The sequence below is a fragment of the Brevibacillus fortis genome, from assembly GCF_003013395.1.
In the GTDB taxonomy this organism is placed as follows: domain Bacteria; phylum Bacillota; class Bacilli; order Brevibacillales; family Brevibacillaceae; genus Brevibacillus; species Brevibacillus fortis.
This window is the reverse complement of record NZ_PXZM01000003.1, coordinates 245303-263328: the sequence shown is the minus strand read 5'-3', so window position 1 is coordinate 263328 and position 18026 is coordinate 245303. Positions and strand designations below refer to the sequence as shown.

Genomic DNA, 18026 nt, shown 5'->3' with positions numbered 1-18026 from the left:
ACAAGCCTTTTGATTTGATCAAGGAAAAAGGAGCAGCTATCATGACCGAATTTACGCAGCGCGCACTCAAAATCATTGCCGGGATTCCAGCGGGTCATCTCATGACGTACGGGCAGATCGCTGCGTTGGCCGGGAGTCCGAGAGCTGCCAGACAAATCGTTCGCATCCTTCATTCCATGTCCAAAAAGCACAAGCTTCCTTGGCATCGGGTCATCAACGCCCAAGGAAAGATCGGATTGCAAGATTTGGATTCGTTCACGCTGCAAAAAATGGCTTTGGAAAGCGAAGGGGTAGTCGTGTCAGCAGCAGGAGAAATAGATTTGGAGCGTTATCAGTTTCACCCACATGCAGCTGATGAGCCGGTATTCTAGTAACCTACCTCTACGGAAGCGATGACGATATAGGCAAGGTCGTTCTTGTCTTCTTTTTCAGCGATTACGACTCCACTGCTCGTCAGCATGCCGCCATCGACGATTTCGAAGGAAACTTCCCCGTAAGGCAGTGCTTTACGAACCGTTTCCAAGTCGAGCTTGTCCTTGTCAGCAGGAACGGCAAGTCTCACATTTACTTTCATGTTATGGATATCGTTTCCTGGCAGGACAGAACGCAGTCCAGGCATCGAATTATGATGGATGGCATTTTGAACAGCGCGGACTGCGGCTTTGGTGACGTTTTGTCCATGCATGTCGATGCCCATTCCTATTTCAATAAACATTACTTTTTCCATCGGATTGTTCACTCCTATTTCATTCTACTTTTCTACCATCCTTATCTTACCACGAAAACGAATGGTTTTTTCTCTCATCTGTATTGTGTTTATCGTCAAGACATGTCATCATAACATGTTGGCATCTATGCTTGACGATTTTTCATTAATGGAGGCAGGTCACAATTGGAACGTTATCCTTTTGCCTACGATCCGTCCCAGCCGTTCATCTCTCAGGTGAGCGATTGGGTAGCGGACGTTTTTTATGAAGTATTGCCTGAGGCTGGATTCGAGGTGCGTGATGAGCAAATCTACATGGCCTTTCAGCTCGAACGGGCTTTTATAGAAAAGCAAACGATTTTTGCAGAGGCCGGAGTAGGTACGGGGAAGACATTGGCTTACTTGCTGTACGCCATTTGCTATGCACGATATACCAGAAAGCCTGCTATCATTGCCTGTGCGAATGAGTCGTTGATTGAGCAGCTCGTAAAACCAGAAGGCGATATTGCCAAACTGGCTCGCCATCTGAACCTGACGATTGACGCGAGACTCGGAAAATCTCCTGACCAATATCTCTGTTTGCGCAAGCTGGATGAGGCGAGATTCCAGCCTGAGACAGGGGAAGCTTTTCAGCATATTTATCAAGAGCTGCCTTCCTTTGTTCATACACACGAGGCCTTGCAGTCGTTTTATCCGTATGGGGATCGCAGCACATATCCTGACCTGGATGATCAAGAATGGGCGCAGATGAACTGGGATACCTTTCAGGATTGCTTTGTGTGCGACAGACAGCACCGCTGTGGGCAGACGCTTTCCAGAAATCATTACCGCCAGTCAGCCGATTTGATTATTTGCTCCCATGATTTCTATATGGAGCATGTGTGGACTTATGAGATCCGGAAACGCGGAGGACAGCTACCGTTGCTACCACCGCATAGCTCGGTCATTTTTGACGAGGGTCATCTGCTGGAGCCTGCTGCTCAAAAAGCATTGACGTACAAGCTGAATCACTCGGTGTTCGAAGAAACGATTACGCGTGTCTTAAAGGGCGAGATCAGGGAAGAGCTTGCCATTGCCATCGAAGAAGCCATTGCCCAGAGCGAAGAGATGTTCTCCCGACTGAACGAAGAGAGCAAGGCTGTAATGGGCTCCAACCGCAAAGAAATCCATTTTCATCCGGAACTCATTGCAACCATCCACCGTTTTACGAGTCTCGTCAGTTGGATTGAAGAAGAGTTGGCGTTAGAAGGCGGTCTGTATACGTTGGACGAGTTCCAGCTGAGAATTGTCGAAGAGCATCTGGAAATGATGCAGCTGGCACTGGGACTTTTCCAAGACCCGGATCACGTCATTTCTTGGATGAGTGAAGAGATTACAGGACCTACCTTGGTCGTCATGCCAAAAAAGGTGCAGGAAGTACTGGAAGAGCGTGTATTCTCACAAAAGATGCCGATTGTCTTTTCGTCAGCGACTCTATCTGTTGATGGATCGTTCACATATGTAGCAGACAGCTTGGGCATTGAGCAATATTTGTCTTTCTCGGTGGCTTCTCCGTACGAGTACGACAAGCAAATGGAGGTTTACGTACCGACACTTTCTGCGACCGACTCATTTGCAGAAAAAATGAGCCAGGCTACTCAATTGCTGCAAAAATCAGCAGGTAGTGCGCTGCTGTTGTTTTCCTCCATGGAGGAATTACAGCAATTCAAGGCCGCCATCAAAAACGAGCCTACCTGTACGGATCTGCGATTCTTGTTTGAAGGAGATGCGGAAATCAGCCATCTGATCTCCCAATTCCAAAACGACGAGAAAAGCAGCCTTTGTGCGGTGAGCCTGTGGGAAGGGCTAGATGTTCCGGGGCCTTCGCTGTCCAATGTGATCATTTGGTCACTGCCATTCCCGCCGAATGATCCGGTGTTTACAGCAAAAAGAAAAAGTGCAGCGAATTCTTTCGACGAGGTAGATATGCCTTATATGCTGCTGAGACTGCGTCAAGGGATCGGGCGATTGATCCGTTCGAGAGAGGATAGCGGTTTGGTATCGATCTTGAGTCCGCAATTGAGCGAAAATGACAAGCTGAGACAGCAAGTTCAGGATGTTTTTCCGGCTGGGGTAGAGTGGAAAACGTCTTTAGACGGTGTATTGGCGTAATGAAAAAGCAGGAGCCTTCGTGGCTTCCTGCTTTTTTATAGTTATTCCGGCATGTTGCCTACAGTAGGGTCGACAACGAAATCTGGCTTGAAGCCTTCATATTTTACTTCAGATACCATCCCTTGCGCAGCATGGCCCAAATCGTGGCAGTGGAACATCCAGTCTCCTGGATTGTCGGCTTCAAAGGCGACTACATAAGATTCACCTGGTAAAATGTTCAGCGTATCTTTGACCAGTGGGGAGCCAGTGATAGGCTGTCCGTTTTTGCTCAATACTTGGAAGAAATGTCCGTGCAAATGCATGGGATGGATATCTTTTGGTGATTTGTTCACCATCGTGACTTTGACCAGATTGCCTTTTTTGACGTTGAGTGGGGGGACATCCGGGAACGTTTTTCCATTGATGGTAAAGGCCATTTTGCCATCTGCTGTTTCCGTGTTCAGATCCATTTGATACGTGATGTCATACTTCTGCTCCAGCGTAAAGTTGCTTTTTGCAGCCTCGCCGTATTTGGTGATGTCTATCGTTGGCATGTCGCCAGCTTCAGATTTGGCTGTTTTTGTTTCGGAGCCTTCGTAGACGATGGGTACAATAAGGGACTTGGCACCTGGATTTGTGCTGCGCTCCTCTAATAACCATTTGCCAGGATTGTTTGCGACAAATTCGAGATCATATCGTTCTCCTGGTCCGATATTGAGGAGCTGGCCTCCCACGAGGGGCGGATTATTGATGGGTTGCCCGTCTGTTGCCACGATTTTAAATTCATGACCTTGCAGGTTCAGCTTGTGGTTTAAGTATCCAGCATTGATTAGACGGATTCTGACTTTCTCTCCTTCTTTAACAGACAGCGGCTGGATTGCCGGACCTGTTTTTCCGTTCACCGAAAAAATCGTATACATCAACGGCATCATCTCAGAGTCACTCATTGGCATCTCCATACTAGCCATGTTGTGACCACCAGATGCAGAGCTATTCGATGTGGATGCTGGCATTCCGTGGCTCATACCACTTCCGTGCATCTCCGCCATGCTATCGTCCTGCATCCATTCATCCAGAACGAGGGTAACGTCCTTATCAGCTGGCTCTGGTGTAGCTGGTTCCACCACAAGTGAACCATACAAGCCTTTGTCTACCTGCTTGGCGCTATTTTGATGCGAGTGGTACCAGTACGTTCCGGCAACGTCCACCTTGAATTTGTAGGTGAAGCTTTCGTTTGGTCTTACGGCATTTTGAGTCACGCCAGGGATTCCGTCCATATTATTTGGGACGGGTAAGCCATGCCAGTGAATGGTGACCGGCTCGGGCAATTCGTTTTTCAGCGTCACGCTAATGGTTTCCCCTTGTTTGACACGAAGCTGTGGACCTGGAACAGTTCCATTGTACGTCCATGCGTTTTTCATGGTCTTGTCATCGAGGTGGAGCATATTTTCTTTTGCCGTGAGGGTAAACGTATTGCCTGTGAGCACCTCCATCGATGAGTCGCTTGCAGCAGACATCTGCTGTGGTTGCGTTTGTGTTTGTGTTGCTGTTTCAGGTGAAGAATTCATGTTGTGTCCATTATGATCCATCGAGGTATTGTCAGTGGAGCAAGCGGATAACAGCAGAACGCCACCTAGAACGATGGGATAAGCCCATGGGCGTATTTTCCGTTTGTTCATGTGCACTTTTTCCTCCTTTGAGCTGTTGGAGAAAGCGTACCAAACGATTGTGTAGAAAACATGAAGACGGGATGTATGACACTTCTGTTACGCATTGTGCAAAAATGGGAAAGGATGCGTGGACAAATGCTATAATGGAGTATCGTACATAAAAGTAATCAGTAGAATCGGACAGGGATGGTGTTCACGTTTGGGTAACGTAGATTTTGCGAGCTTGCCTTGGAATGTTTTTTGGGTTGGAGTCGCTTATTTTTTGGTCACAGGAGTCTTTTTCTGTCTTGGATTTATGCGATTGCTTTCCGAACGGGTGAAAAGTGGCATCGTATGTATGGTGATTGCGGTTGTCAGTGGTGGTTTTTTCTTGAATTATTTGTTTACTCATCATATTTAAATCTTGATAATCAAGCGAAAATCCTCGTCGGTGCTGGTAATCGATGGGGATTTTATTTTTGTCTTGTGTTTCCCGTTTCGATTGGCGAAAATGGTAGTGATAGGGGAGTAAACGTGGTTGATGTCGCTTTACTTCGGGGGATACCGATTCCATTGCAACGATTCCTCACAGATTGGTAGACGCTATACATACATGCTTTTGGATTTGGCATTTCATCATGCAGAAACTTATTGGCTCAAAGGTTTATCAACAAATGACAATCAGGAATGTCATTACAACTCGCAAAAATTACGAACTGATGCAGGCTGTTGATCAGTAAATCTTTTGTGACAAGTAAACATGTTGCATTTTGCATCTGACAGTGGTGGTCTGCGATGATCTACAATCGTGAAGCTGATGGGGGAAAGTATACCAGCAGCTTCTTTTTTTGTTCCGCGTTTTTACCGGGAAAAAACATGGTCAGAATGTAAACAGTTTGTAACGAGTTATCCCCCGAAACCGTCATATAATCAGGTTACAAACAACTATTCAGCAAGAGATTAGCGTGAGACAAGGACCGGGTAATTTCCTTGTGAGACCATCCACTATAAGGAAGGTGTGGTGCATATATAAGGGAGTAAGAGAACAAAAAACAACGAGACAGTGAGTAGTTGATCACATCCTGAATACGGGCAACGATGATGGGAAGAATTCATTTTCCATAAAGATAATGAACGAGATCAACCCCCGTTTTCGCACGATTCCAGAAACAGGGGTTTTTGCATTCATAGAGCACGCAATTCCCGATGTGTAATGACTGCCCCCAACAACAAATGATGAAAACAGAACGGAAGATAAAAGGGGAGAATGCAGATGTTTTGCATGGCGAGCACGAAGAATCACCATAAAAAAATAAAAAGGACGATGGGTACGGAAGAAATCAATAACCAGAACGAATTAATCACTCGCCATCATGCAACGATAGGAGGCCACCAGCATGCCTGAACCGATCAAAGGCGTAAGCAGCCGATACATGGCTGGGATCGACGGGCTTCGTGCGCTGGCGGTACTCGCAGTCATTATTTATCACTTGAATTACGACTGGGCACCCGGGGGATTGTTGGGTGTCGGGATTTTCTTCGTTTTATCGGGATATTTGATTACAGACTTATTAATTGCCGAATGGAATCGTAATGGCAGACTCGACATGAAAGACTTTTGGTTGCGCCGTGCCAGAAGATTGCTCCCAGCGCTTTTCCTCATGCTATTTGTGGTTATGGCAGGGGTAGCCATCTTTTCGCCAGCCCAGTTGGACACGATCCGAGGAGATGTCGGAGCAGCCGTTCTGTACGTGAGTAACTGGTGGCTTGTCTTTCATGATGTATCTTATTTTGAAAAATTCGGTCCGCCGTCACCTTTAGGCCATTTGTGGTCATTGGCAGTAGAAGAGCAGTTTTATGTGATTTGGCCGCTGGTACTCGCTCTAGGGCTCCGTTTCCTGAAGCGCAGAGGGCCAATCATGATCATTACTTTGGTGCTGGCTGCATTATCTGCGATCTCCATGGCCGTTATGTATGAGCCAGGTCTTGATCCGAGTCGTGTTTATTACGGAACGGACACACGGGTATTCGGGCTGCTGATCGGTGCTGGACTCGCCATGATGTGGCCGAGTCGCTTGCTTACGACGAACATCTCACAAAAAGCGCGAATCACGCTTGATCTAAGCGGTTTGCTTAGCTTAGGGATTCTTTTGTACAGCATTTGGAACACGAATCAATATGATGATTACTTGTACGAGGGCGGGCTAGTCCTTTTGTCTGTCGTCAGTGCGGTGCTGGTCGCGGTACTCGCGCATCCGGCAAGTATTTTGGCGAAATGGATGGGCTGCAAGCCATTGCGTTGGATCGGCGTTCGATCCTACGGTATTTATTTGTGGCATTACCCTGTTATCGTTTGGACGAATCCGATTATCGCGGAATGGGAATGGATGGCGGTACCTGGAGCGGTTTTGCAGCTTTTCGCAAGCATTTTGCTGGCATCGTTGTCATGGAAATATCTCGAAGAGCCTATTCGCTATGGCGCATTAGGCAGAATCTGGCATCGTTCCAATAAGGCAGGGCAGAAAACAAAACGGTTAAACCGTGTATTGGCAACTGGTTGCGCGATCGCTCTATGTGTCACGTATTATGGGATCGCTTCGCTTACGTCAGATGCGACCGCTGGAAATGTGACACAGACGCAGCCAACGCAGACTGTCACCGAGACAAAGGTTCCCGACAAGCCCCATGGTCCTGAGGTGCCAATCGTAGAGAAGAAACCGGAAACAGTTCAAAAACCAGCTACTCCACCAACAAAGCCAAAAAACGAGCAGAAGCCAAATAACAACGCACAAAAGCAGAAGCCCGTGGAGAAGCAAAAAGATTCGAATGCTTCCAAACAGCCTGACCCAAAACAGGAAGAAATAAAAGCAATCGGCTCCGGTAAAGGAATCACTGTGATTGGTGACTCTGTCATGCTTGACGTTGCTCCTTACCTGGAAAAGCTATTGCCAGGGATTGTTGTTGATGCCAAAATCGGAAGGCAAATGTCCCAAGCTCCTGAGGTGATTGCCCAGCTTAAGGCAAAAGGGCAAATGGGGAATCGTGTCGTGATTGAATTAGGTTCGAACGGTGCGTTTAGTAAAGGACATCTCGACAAGCTGCTGCAATCGCTGGATGGCGCAGAGCAAATCATTCTCGTCAATTCTCGCGTACCAAAACCGTGGGAGAGCGTCGTGAATAAAGTGCTGGCAGAGGCTGCTGCTGCCTATCCGCATGTCGTTCTTGTGGATTGGAATGCGGCAAGTGAAGGGCAAAGCTCTTACTTTTACAAAGACGGTGTTCATCCGAATAAGGAAGGCTCGCAAAAATACGCGGCACTCGTGGCGAGTGCAATCGCGCCGACGGAGCCAGAGAAGAAACCGGAAGTGAAAGAGGAAGAGAAAGCGACAGAGTCGACGGTAGAAGAGGCAGGGCAGATGGAAGGGGCATTGGAGGCAACTGAGGAAACCCCCATGGAAGAAATCGTACAATAAAACAAGGGAAGACCAGTGAACCAAGTCGTTCCTGGTCTTTTTTATGTGACAGAGTGTATAAACAAATATAATTTCCATCAAAGTATAGCAGATCAGCTCATGGACTTTTTTCGCTCTCTCCTGTACGATAGCTAACGGAAGAATAATGCATCGGGTGAAAGAAGGAACAATCATGATTCGGTCGTACTTGCTGTTGCTTTTTTGTGTGACGCTGTGGGGTAGTAATTTTGTGTTCGGAAGCATGCTGGTCAAAGAGTTTCCACCGCTATTTTTGGCAGATGTGCGCTTGCTTTTCACGTCTATGTTTCTGATCATTTACGCGTGGCTGACCAAAAAATTCGTAAAAATCACTACTCGTGAGCTAGGACTTCTTGTTTTGCTTGGATTGATCGGAACGTTGGCGAATCAAACGGCGTATTTCAACGGACTCTTGACGACAGATGCGACAACGGCATCGCTGATCCTTTCCTTGGCGCCGATCGTCACCGCAGTGCTGGCTTCGTTATTTTTGAAGGAACAGTTTACCTTGCGTATGAAGCTTGGGTCTGGCTTGGCTCTATTGGGAACATTCTTCGTAGTCGGAATTGGGGCAGGACTCTCCATTTCCAAAGGAGTCTTTCTCATTGTGATTGCTATGGTCACATTCTCGTCTTCTATGATCATCATTCGCAAACTGACGCAAACCATGCAGCCGTTTATTGCCACCGTTTACTCGACGACGGTTGGCACTTTGTTTTTGACTCCTGCGGCGCTGTTGACGATCGAGCCAGGGGCGCAGATCAGCCACGAAGTGTGGGCATGGGCGATGCTCATTTTGACCGCAATCCTCATGCAAGGAATATGTGGAATCGTCTGGAATCAGCAATTAAAAGTGGTAGGGACGGGCAAGGCAGCTATTTTCCTTAACTTACAGCCTTTTGTAGCCATGCTGGTCGGATTTTTACTACTTGGCTCGCAAGTGACCTCGATTCAAGTGGGGGGATCCTTGTTGATTGTCGTGGGTGTGATTGTTGCCAGTGTTCAAAAGAAACAATCTGTTCAGCCATCTAAATCGGTATAGAGCTTACTTGCTCATAAGAAAAGGACCTGATGGGAAGGTCCTTTTTTGCATGGAAGGAAAACGAATGGACGCTATACGAATTTGTACATCAGGACATCATCTGCGTATTCATTCTCAGCCAGCTTGAATTCTTTCACTTTTCGTCCTTCTTCCACAAATCCAAGGCTTTTGTATAAAGCAATCGCTCTCAGATTGTTGGAGAACACGCCTAAGCTCACTTTTTCAATGAGCGGATGTTGCTTTGCCCAAGCTAACAACTCCTTCAATAAAACCTTGCCGATGCCCTTATTTCTGTGAGCTTTCTGGATCATCATCGTGATCGAACCTGTATGAGACAAACGTTTGCGAGCCGGAGAAACGTACACGACCATGCCAGCCAATTCACCGTTTATTTCCGCTACCAACATGGTTTCCCTGTCATTGTCGATGATGTTTTGTATCCACTCAAGCTGCTGCTCCATGGTTTTGTTGAACTCTTCGGAAACAGCAATAAAAAATTCACCTTCACAAACCACATCACGCTGCAAAGATAAAATGGCTGCCGCATCCTCGATACGAACGATGCGAATGGTCACTTTGTCGTCTGTATGTCTAGTCAATGATTTCACCCTTCCCACCATAAGGAAGCGCAAGCAGTCGGAAAGGAGAGGAATATCCCCTGTTCGCTGGCTTACGCTTTGTTTATCCAATACGACCTACATTTTAAAAGCTTTTCGTAATTGTGCCGACATCTCATCCAACGATTCTTGCGCTTGCTTGATAGAGGTATGGAATCCGATGAAGGAATGGATCAAGCCTTGTTCATTTCGATAGACGACATCGACACCGCTATCGCGTAGCTTGTCTGCATACGTTTTTCCGCCATCTCGCAAAGGGTCGTATTCGGCTGTAACCACCATGGCAGGAGGCAGACCAGTGAGATCGGCTCCGTTGATCGGATCAAGATATGGATTTTGTCGATCGGCAGGTGGTAGATAATGAGCGAGGAACCAATGTAACAATTCCACATCCATCAAATAGCCACGCGCATTTTCCTGCATGGATGGATAGGGAGTAGTGTCCACAATTCCTACGGCTGGATAAATTAATAATTGAAAAACGATAGGCGGGCCCTGTCGTTCTTTCGCCATGAGACTCACTACTGGGGCAAAATTACCCCCGGCACTATCTCCACCTACCGCGATACGCGCTGGGTCAATGCCAAACTGATCAGGATAGGAGGAAATATAGTGGAGAGAATCATAGGCATCTTCCAACCCAGCAGGAAAAGGATGCTCAGGAGCGAGCCGATAATCGATAGAAATGACCACGCATTTTGCGTTATTGGCGAAGTTGCGACATACTGAGTCGACAGTTTCGAGATTGCCGATCACGAATCCGCCCCCATGATAGTAGACGAGTGCAGGGAAGGGTGCTTGTCCTTCTGGTGTGTATATGCGAACTGGAATATCACGGCCTTCTAACGGAAGGGATCGATTCTCTACCTTTTTTACATGTTCAGCTTCCAAGCCTGAATCTCGAATTTGATCAGTCGCCATTCGCATAACCTGTGGTGTCACGTGGCTAAAATCAACCTCATGACGTGAGCGATTGAAGACGTCTAATATTTGCTGAATCTGTGGATGGACGGGCATAAGTATGACCTCCTATTCGTTTGATATTGGATTTTTTGGGCAATGCTTTCTCATGGATAAACAATCAAATAGTTTGTGGGGAGGGGAGTATACGATAAATCTTTCGTGGGCGCCCCCGGTTCGTTGGGGTCTCTTCCCCAATTTGTTCAATAATGTTGTGCTCTGCCAAGTCACTTAAGATTCTTCGTGCGTTGCGAGGGGTCATCCCCATCCATTCCGCGATCATCGAAGCGCTAATATATTTTTGGCCCAACGCTTTTTGCACGGAAATGATTTTGTTAAACGTCGTAATACTGACCCCGGCTTTTTTCAGATTTTCACTGATTTCTTTGTCCTGCGTCCAATATTCGTAGCTGATGCTGTTCGTTTGACGTAGTGGTCCTTCAATCGAACCGTCATGGTCGACGAGAATAGCGGCATCCTTATGGTTTTTGGCATGGCCGAGAGCGAGCTGTGCATTGCGCTCAGCAGACAATGCTGTGACACCAAAGCCGATTCCCATATTGGCATGCGAATTGGTGAGCAGCTTGATTTTTTCCAAAAGGATCGTGGGGTGAAAGTCTGGATTGTCTTCGAATGATCCCCGGGTGGAAAATATGATGAACTTGGAATTGCCGACCGCGACGAAGCTGCCGGAAATCGACTCCGTGTAATCTAGCACGAGCTCTTGGAGCTTCAGGTCGAGGCGGCGTAGCTCGTACGCGTTTGCAGGCTCATTTACGAGCTTTTCCATATCAGTTACTTCAATCAATTGAACAGCAATTTGGGAGCGCTTGAAGTGGAGCGTTTCTCCCTCTTGCAGAATTTGCTTGAAAATCTCTCGAAATATGAAGCGCGTAAAGCCCATTCGGTATACTCTGATTCCTTGTCGTTTTAATTCTTCGGTGACGAAAAGCGTTCCCGTGACACAAGCGTCTACCTTGCTTTCCTGAATCAGGCGGGTGTGATAAGCTACCAATTCAGATCTCTGTCTGAATTCTTTATATGGCATTAGGTATGGATTCTCACAGTGCAGGCCCAATTCCTCTAAAGTCTCACGAAAATGTGCTTCCGAAATGGTATCGAAGCTCACGCGATCTAAAGAAAAGCCATCGCGGTATACCAATTCGAGCAATACTTTGGTCAGGACACTTGAATTGACTTGCGGATAAAAGGCTTTTTTCTTGCCAATATGCGCTTTTGCCATCGAGTAGGGGGCGACTCCAGAGAAGAACCAGATGTCTGTTTCCATATCATTTTCGGCTACATGTGCAGGTACTTGTTCCACTCCTTGATAAATAAAGGAGGTGAGCAGGATGTGATCGGAAAACTCTCGTCCCACAGCTACCATTGCATCTACTGAATCTTTTGGACCGACTATGCCAACTTTTATCATCAAAATGTCCTCCAAAAAAGTTAAACTACGGGATAAACAATTCGTCAGGAAGGAGATCCATCCTTTTTTCGGCATTCTAGTATGCCAGTCTTTCTTATATAGATAAAATATAACCCATCAAATGGGTATGCGGGTTGTAGAGACCACGAAGCTATAAAAAGGGATGTTTTAGGGAAAATTTCCGTATTAATAGTTGTATATTTGACAACTTTCAGCAAATTCCTTTATGAATCGATGCAAAAAATAAAAAAATCAGAATTGACATTAAATAATGACGGCACTATATTGTTGAATTAAGGAATGTTTTAGGTTAATTTCCGTTAAAGATTTTTCAAAAGGAGGGTGCGTTGAATTTTCTTAATCTTTTTGCAAGTCTGGACTAGGGGGCTCTTATAGATGTCGCGTTATTTACTTAAAAGAATTCTGATGATGGTACTCACTTTGTGGATCATTGTAACGTTGACCTTTAGCCTGATGCATATGATCCCTGGAGATCCATTCGCGTCAGAGTCAGATCAGTTGCCCGAGCAAATTTTGTTGAATCTGCGTGCCAAATACAATTTGGATGAACCGCTGCCGATGCAGTATTTGCTTTATCTAAAAAGTTTGGTCATGCTCGATTTAGGACCTTCTATTAAGTCGGAGACACGCGGTGTCAATGATATGATCAAAGATGGCTTCGGAGCATCTGCAATGATCGGTTTGCAGGCGATAGCAGTGGCCCTTTTTTTCGGACTTATATTCGGAACAATTGCGGCATTAAACCGAAATACCTGGATTGATTATGCGGCGATGGTCATGGCTGTATTAGGGATTGCTGTACCCAGCTTTATCATGGCGCCATTGCTCATTAATTACTTGGCAATCAAATGGCCGTTATTCCCAGTAGCGACGCTTACCAGTTGGAAACACTCGGTTCTGCCTTCACTGGCACTTGCTTTTGGACCATTAGCCATCATTACACGCTATATGCGCACGAGCATGATCGACGTGATGAACCAGAATTACATACGGACCGCTGAGGCAAAAGGAATTCCGACTTTTCTGATAGTGATCAAGCATGGAATCCGCAACGCTATTTTGCCAATCGTCACGTTTATGGGACCGCTCATCGCGGGGTTGTTAACTGGAACGTTTGTCGTCGAAAAGATATTTGCGGTACCTGGGATCGGCAAGTACTTCGTCGATGGCATTTTCAATCGAGATTATCCTGTTATTCTGGGAACCACGGTATTCTACAGTGCCATCTTGGTGCTCATTATCTTCTTGATTGATCTGGCCTATATGTTAGTCGATCCACGAATCAAACTATCGAGCAAGGGGAGGTAGCCAATGGCGGTAGATCAATCAGTAAATGAGTTGTTTCGACCAAGAGCTCAAAAAGCAGATGGACAGATCGCCCAAATGCGACCGAGCCTGACTCATTTTCAACAAGTAACGAGAAAGCTCGTCCGAAACAAGCTGGCGATGGTGGGCTTGACCCTGATTATTATGCTGATTGCCATGGCGATTATCGGACCACATCTCGTTCCGTACAGCTATTCGGATCAGAGTCTCTTGAGCGCGAATCAGGAAATATCGAGCGAGCATTGGTTCGGAACAGATGAGCTGGGACGCGATATGTTTTCACGGACATGGTACGGGGCGCGGATTTCACTCATTATCGGAATTTCGGCTGCGTTAATTGACTTGGTCATCGGTGTGACCGTTGGCGGTATTGCCGGATACATGGCTGGTCGAGGCAAAAAAGGTGACCGAATCGATACGATCATCATGCGATTGATCGAGGTATTGTATGGACTGCCGTATCTGCTCGTGGTGATCATGCTGATGGTTGTAATGGAGCCAGGAATTGTTACCATCATCATCGCGTTGTCCGCAACGGGTTGGGTAGGGATGGCTCGTCTCGTTCGGGGACAAATCCTACAATTGAAAAATCAGGAGTTCATCATGGCAGCGCAAGTGCTCGGGGCAAAATTCCCACGCATTCTGTTGCGTCACTTGATTCCGAACACCATCGGGGTCATCATCGTGAACTTGACGTTTACCATTCCGTCGGCGATATTTGCAGAATCTTTCCTCAGTTTTTTAGGGTTGGGTGTGCAAGCGCCTATCGCTAGCTGGGGCACGATGACCAACGATGCACTCGGTGTCATTTTGACAGGGGATTGGTGGAGACTTTTCTTCCCGGCCTTGATGATTTCCTTGACGATGTTTGCCTTCAACGTCTTCGGTGATGGCTTGCAGGACGCATTAGACCCAAGAATTCGCGAGTAACCTCGCCACGAAGATAGGAGGATCAGACATGGCGGATCATTTACTACAAGTAGAAAACCTCCGCGTACATTTCAAAACGTACGGTGGAGAGGTACAGGCTGTACGGGGAGTTACCTTTCATGTTGATCGTGGCGAGACGCTTGCGGTAGTGGGAGAGAGCGGCTGTGGGAAGAGTGTAACTGCCCAAGCGATCATGGGGTTGATCCCGAACCCGCCGGGAAGAATCGTGGATGGCCAGATTCGTTTTGATAGAAAAGTCATCACCGGGATGAGCAAGAAGGAATTGCTTTCGGTCCGTGGGGCCGAGATCGGGATGGTCTTCCAGGACCCGATGACGGCACTGAACCCTACGATGAAGGTCGGTGCCCAAATCGTTGAGGGATTTGTTCGTACCCATCAGGTCAGCAAAGAAGAGGCGCGTAAAAAAGCAATGGAGATGCTTCGTCTGGTAGGTATCCCCGATCCGGAAAAAAGGGTCGATCAATACCCGCATGAGTTTTCCGGGGGAATGCGGCAACGTGTCGTCATCGCGATTGCACTCGCCAATAACCCAAAGCTCGTTATTGCGGATGAACCAACGACGGCATTGGATGTAACGATTCAAGCGCAGATTTTGGATTTGCTGCGAGAATTGCAAGAACAGCAGCAGCTCTCCATCGTGATGATTACACATGACTTGGGTGTCGTAGCCGAAATCGCACACCGGGCCGTGGTTATGTATGCAGGAATTGTTGTGGAAACAGGCAAGGTAGAGGATATTTTCGCAAATCCGAAGCATCCGTATACATGGGGCTTGATGCGCTCTCTGCCGCGGATCGATGGCGTGGAAAAGGAACGACTGGTACCGATTGAGGGAACGCCACCAGATTTATTCCACCCGCCAAAAGGTTGTCCGTTCGCTCCGCGCTGTCAGTTTGCGATGGAAATATGCGAGCAGCAAATGCCGGACGCTTCCACATTCACTGAGGGTCATCAAGCTGCATGTTGGCTACATGATCCACGGGCACCGAAGCTGGAAGAATTGGTGGCAGCAGGGAGGCAGACGTAGATGAGCCAAGCGTTGGTTGAAGTCAAAAATCTAAAAAAGCATTTTGAGATCGGTAATGGAGTTACGTTAAAGGCGGTCGACGGCGTGACCTTCACGATTAATCGCGGCGAGACACTCGGGCTTGTCGGGGAGAGCGGCTGCGGAAAGTCGACGTTGGGCAGAACGATGATTCGCCTCTATGAAAATACAGATGGAGAAGTTTTGTTCAAAAGCAAAAATGCACACCGCTTAAAAGGGAAAGATGCAGAGCAGTTCCACCGCGACGTCCAAATGATTTTTCAAGACCCGCAAGCAAGTCTGAATCCGCGCATGACTGTCATGGACATTATTGCGGAGGGCTTGGATATTCACGGCTTGTCTCGTGGTGCAAGAGCGGATCGGGTCAAAGAATTACTGGAGCTGGTTGGTTTGTCTAAGGAACATGCGAACCGATTCCCTCATGAATTCAGCGGAGGCCAACGGCAGCGTATCGGGATTGCCCGAGCACTTGCGGTCGAACCGGAATTTATCATCGCGGATGAACCGATTTCGGCGCTTGATGTGTCGATTCAAGCGCAGGTTGTGAATCTATTAGAAGACTTGCAGCAGGACAGGGGGCTGACTTACTTGTTTATCGCCCACGATCTGTCCATGGTTAAGCACATTTCCACTCGAATCGGAGTGATGTACCTCGGCAAAATGGTAGAAATGGCAAACAGCTTCGAGCTGTATGCAAAGCCACTTCATCCATATACACAAGCATTGTTGTCCTCGATTCCGATTCCTGATCCGACGATCAAGCGGGAGCGCATCATTTTGCAGGGCGATTTGCCGAGTCCTGCCAACGCTCCAAGCGGTTGTGTTTTCCGAACAAGATGCCCAAAGGCCATGGAGCAATGCGCGGCACAGGTTCCTGAGTGGCAGGAAGCTGCACCGAATCATTGGGTGGCTTGTCATCTCTATCAGTAGTTCGATTTTCTATCTTAATATATAGGGGGAAACACCGTGAAGAAATTAGCTGCCTTTGCTCTGTCACTCTCGCTCGTCATTCCGGCTCTGGCTGGTTGCGGCGGTAGTGGCGAGTCAGCATCGACTGGAGGTACCACTACTCCAGGCGCTGCTGCCAAACAAGAAGTAGTGTTCAATGCCAAATCCGAGCCACCAGACTTGAACCCACTCACCTCGACTGATACCACGTCCTTCTGGATTATGGATCATTTGGGTGAAGGCTTGTACACCAAGGATAAGGACGGCAATCCGATCCTGGGACAAGCCAAGGAAGTGAAGCTGTCGGATGACAAGCTGAAGTATACGTTCATTTTGCGCGATGATGTGAAATGGACCAACGGCGAGCCAGTGACAGCCGAGGACTTTGCCTTTACGTACATGAAGCATCTTGATCCAGCAACTGCTTCGACTACGGCTTACCTGCTCTATTACATTAAAGGAGCAGAAGCATACAACAAAGGTACTGGAAAACCAGAGGATGTAGGCATCAAGGCAGTAGATGCCAAAACACTCGAAATTGAACTGGTTGCACCTACTTCGTACTTTGACAAAATGCTCGCCACCCGTTACTGGCACCCAATCAACAAGAAGCAAGCGGAAGCCGAGTCGAAATGGGCAGCAAATGCGGACACCTACATCTCCAATGGTGCTTACAAGCTCGTATCCTGGAAGCATGACTCCGAGCTCGTGATCGAAAAGAACGAGCATTATTGGAACAAAGCTGACGTAAAAATGGAAAAGATCACCTGGAAAATGGTGAATGACGCCACGACAGCTTATCAGATGTACAAGAGTGGTGAGCTCGACTTCAACAAAGAGATGCCATCTGACATTATCGCGCAAGAAAAATCGAGCCCAGACTTTAAATCCGTTCCTTACTACGGTACCTACATGTACATGTTTAACGTAACGAAAGAGCCATTTACGAATAAAAAAGTTCGCAAAGCATTCGCCATGTCGCTTGACCGTAAAGCACTGTCTGAAATGGTTAGCCAAGGTGGAGAGACACCAGCTTACTCGATGGTTCCGCGTGGAGCGATGCAACCAAACGGAAAAGACTTCCGCGAAGAGGGCGGAGACTACTTCAAAGAAGATTACGAAGCAGCGAAGAAGTTGCTGGCAGAAGGTATGCAAGAAGAAGGATGGTCTACACTGCCAGAAGTTACACTTATGTACAACACCGATGAAAGCCACAAGAAAATAGCGCAAGCGATCCAAGAAATGCTCAAGAAAAATTTGGGCGTAGAAGTGAAAATGACAAACCAAGAGTGGAAAGTGTATCTGGATACAACGAAACAAAAGAACTATCAAATGGGCCGTATGGGCTGGGTAGGTCAAATCAACGACCCTGCGTTTAACCTTGACTACTATTTGGGTGAAAGCCCGAACAACCGTACGGGTTGGGTGAACAAAGAGTATGATCAGTTGAATATGGCGGCAAAAGTGGAGCAAGACCCGAACAAGCGTATGGAATTGCTGCATCAGGCAGAAGCCATTTTGATGGAAGAAATGCCGTTCATCCCAGTTTACCACTACCAACAAAACTACTTGGTGAAACCAAACCTGGAAGGTCTCACTTTCCCAGTCAACGCGTTCCCAAGCGCTCGCTGGGCAACCAAAAAATAGAAGAAAAGAGGAGCTTCTCCTCTTTTTTCTCTTTACATACTCCAACCTATGTCTAGTAAAA

General features: G+C 47.2%; 14 protein-coding genes. 9 read left to right on the top strand and 5 right to left on the bottom strand.

Annotated elements, in window-relative coordinates:
- Positions 1 to 41 precede the first annotated feature (41 nt).
- Positions 42 to 371: an MGMT family protein gene (locus C7R93_RS02820; RefSeq protein ID WP_106837374.1), complete on the top strand. Its 330-nt coding sequence runs from the start codon at positions 42 to 44 to the stop codon at positions 369 to 371.
- On the opposite strand, the gene C7R93_RS02815 is transcribed toward C7R93_RS02820, so the two are convergent.
- Entirely contained in the window at positions 368 to 727 is a 360-nt protein-coding gene (locus C7R93_RS02815; protein WP_048032795.1) for a Lin0512 family protein, read from the bottom strand. The two genes, C7R93_RS02820 and C7R93_RS02815, sit on opposite strands and share 4 nt — an antisense overlap.
- Before the next feature lie 165 nt (positions 728 to 892).
- On the opposite strand from C7R93_RS02815, the gene C7R93_RS02810 reads away from it, so the two are divergent.
- On the top strand, positions 893 to 2857 hold the full coding sequence (locus tag C7R93_RS02810) for an ATP-dependent DNA helicase (protein ID WP_106837373.1): 1965 nt from the start codon (positions 893 to 895) through the stop codon (positions 2855 to 2857).
- A 41-nt stretch (positions 2858 to 2898) separates the two neighbouring features.
- On the opposite strand, the gene C7R93_RS02805 is transcribed toward C7R93_RS02810, so the two are convergent.
- Positions 2899 to 4515 carry a multicopper oxidase family protein gene (locus tag C7R93_RS02805; protein WP_106837372.1) on the bottom strand — a complete coding sequence of 539 codons (1617 nt, stop codon included), beginning with the start codon at positions 4513 to 4515 and terminating at the stop codon, positions 2899 to 2901.
- A 1367-nt stretch (positions 4516 to 5882) separates the two neighbouring features.
- On the opposite strand from C7R93_RS02805, the gene C7R93_RS02790 reads away from it, so the two are divergent.
- Both C7R93_RS02790 and C7R93_RS02785 read left to right on the top strand, forming a co-directional pair.
- A complete protein-coding gene (locus C7R93_RS02790) occupies positions 5883 to 7958 on the top strand; it encodes an acyltransferase family protein (RefSeq protein ID WP_106837371.1) in 2076 nt (691 codons plus the stop codon).
- 172 nt (positions 7959 to 8130) lie between these two features.
- Positions 8131 to 9018, top strand: coding sequence for a DMT family transporter (locus C7R93_RS02785; protein WP_106837370.1), 888 nt, complete (start codon positions 8131 to 8133; stop codon positions 9016 to 9018).
- A 71-nt stretch (positions 9019 to 9089) separates the two neighbouring features.
- Here the strand turns inward: C7R93_RS02785 and C7R93_RS02780 are convergent, their stop codons facing one another.
- The 3 genes from C7R93_RS02780 to C7R93_RS02770 form a co-directional block, all read right to left on the bottom strand.
- Positions 9090 to 9617 carry a GNAT family N-acetyltransferase gene (locus C7R93_RS02780; RefSeq protein WP_106837760.1) on the bottom strand — a complete coding sequence of 176 codons (528 nt, stop codon included), beginning with the start codon at positions 9615 to 9617 and terminating at the stop codon, positions 9090 to 9092.
- Positions 9618 to 9713: 96 nt separating this feature from the next.
- On the bottom strand, positions 9714 to 10652 hold the full coding sequence (locus C7R93_RS02775) for an alpha/beta hydrolase (protein ID WP_106837369.1): 939 nt from the start codon (positions 10650 to 10652) through the stop codon (positions 9714 to 9716).
- Between the two features lie 64 nt (positions 10653 to 10716).
- Positions 10717 to 12027: a helix-turn-helix domain-containing protein gene (locus C7R93_RS02770; protein WP_106837368.1), complete on the bottom strand. Its 1311-nt coding sequence runs from the start codon at positions 12025 to 12027 to the stop codon at positions 10717 to 10719.
- A 396-nt stretch (positions 12028 to 12423) separates the two neighbouring features.
- Here C7R93_RS02770 and C7R93_RS02765 point away from each other — a divergent pair, with 396 nt between their 5' ends.
- Genes C7R93_RS02765 through C7R93_RS02745 form a run of 5 tightly spaced genes read left to right on the top strand, consistent with a single transcriptional unit; the run spans position 12424 to position 17965 of the window.
- Complete coding sequence (locus tag C7R93_RS02765) at positions 12424 to 13356, top strand: ABC transporter permease (RefSeq protein ID WP_106837367.1); 933 nt, start codon at positions 12424 to 12426, stop codon at positions 13354 to 13356.
- A gap of 3 nt (positions 13357 to 13359) precedes the next feature.
- Positions 13360 to 14304 carry an ABC transporter permease gene (locus tag C7R93_RS02760; RefSeq protein WP_106837366.1) on the top strand — a complete coding sequence of 315 codons (945 nt, stop codon included), beginning with the start codon at positions 13360 to 13362 and terminating at the stop codon, positions 14302 to 14304.
- 28 nt (positions 14305 to 14332) lie between these two features.
- Positions 14333 to 15352 (top strand): ABC transporter ATP-binding protein, encoded by a 1020-nt coding sequence (locus tag C7R93_RS02755; protein WP_106837365.1) that lies wholly within the window; start codon positions 14333 to 14335, stop codon positions 15350 to 15352.
- Complete coding sequence (locus C7R93_RS02750; RefSeq protein WP_106837364.1) at positions 15353 to 16300, top strand: ABC transporter ATP-binding protein; 948 nt, start codon at positions 15353 to 15355, stop codon at positions 16298 to 16300.
- Positions 16301 to 16336: 36 nt separating this feature from the next.
- A complete protein-coding gene (locus C7R93_RS02745; protein ID WP_106837363.1) occupies positions 16337 to 17965 on the top strand; it encodes a peptide ABC transporter substrate-binding protein in 1629 nt (542 codons plus the stop codon).
- The last annotated feature ends 61 nt before the right edge of the window (positions 17966 to 18026 follow it).

Excerpts from the sequence above, each read along its gene's own strand:
- C7R93_RS02820 (WP_106837374.1), top strand. The coding sequence starts at position 42 with ATGACCGAATTTACGCAGCGCGCACTCAAAATCATTGCCGGGATTCCA.
- C7R93_RS02815 (WP_048032795.1), bottom strand. The coding sequence starts at position 727 with ATGGAAAAAGTAATGTTTATTGAAATAGGAATGGGCATCGACATGCAT.
- C7R93_RS02805 (WP_106837372.1), bottom strand. The coding sequence starts at position 4,515 with ATGAACAAACGGAAAATACGCCCATGGGCTTATCCCATCGTTCTAGGT.
- C7R93_RS02790 (WP_106837371.1), top strand. The coding sequence starts at position 5,883 with ATGCCTGAACCGATCAAAGGCGTAAGCAGCCGATACATGGCTGGGATC.
- C7R93_RS02785 (WP_106837370.1), top strand. The coding sequence starts at position 8,131 with ATGATTCGGTCGTACTTGCTGTTGCTTTTTTGTGTGACGCTGTGGGGT.
- C7R93_RS02775 (WP_106837369.1), bottom strand. The coding sequence starts at position 10,652 with ATGCCCGTCCATCCACAGATTCAGCAAATATTAGACGTCTTCAATCGC.
- C7R93_RS02770 (WP_106837368.1), bottom strand. The coding sequence starts at position 12,027 with ATGATAAAAGTTGGCATAGTCGGTCCAAAAGATTCAGTAGATGCAATG.
- C7R93_RS02765 (WP_106837367.1), top strand. The coding sequence starts at position 12,424 with ATGTCGCGTTATTTACTTAAAAGAATTCTGATGATGGTACTCACTTTG.
- C7R93_RS02760 (WP_106837366.1), top strand. The coding sequence starts at position 13,360 with ATGGCGGTAGATCAATCAGTAAATGAGTTGTTTCGACCAAGAGCTCAA.
- C7R93_RS02755 (WP_106837365.1), top strand. The coding sequence starts at position 14,333 with ATGGCGGATCATTTACTACAAGTAGAAAACCTCCGCGTACATTTCAAA.
- C7R93_RS02750 (WP_106837364.1), top strand. The coding sequence starts at position 15,353 with ATGAGCCAAGCGTTGGTTGAAGTCAAAAATCTAAAAAAGCATTTTGAG.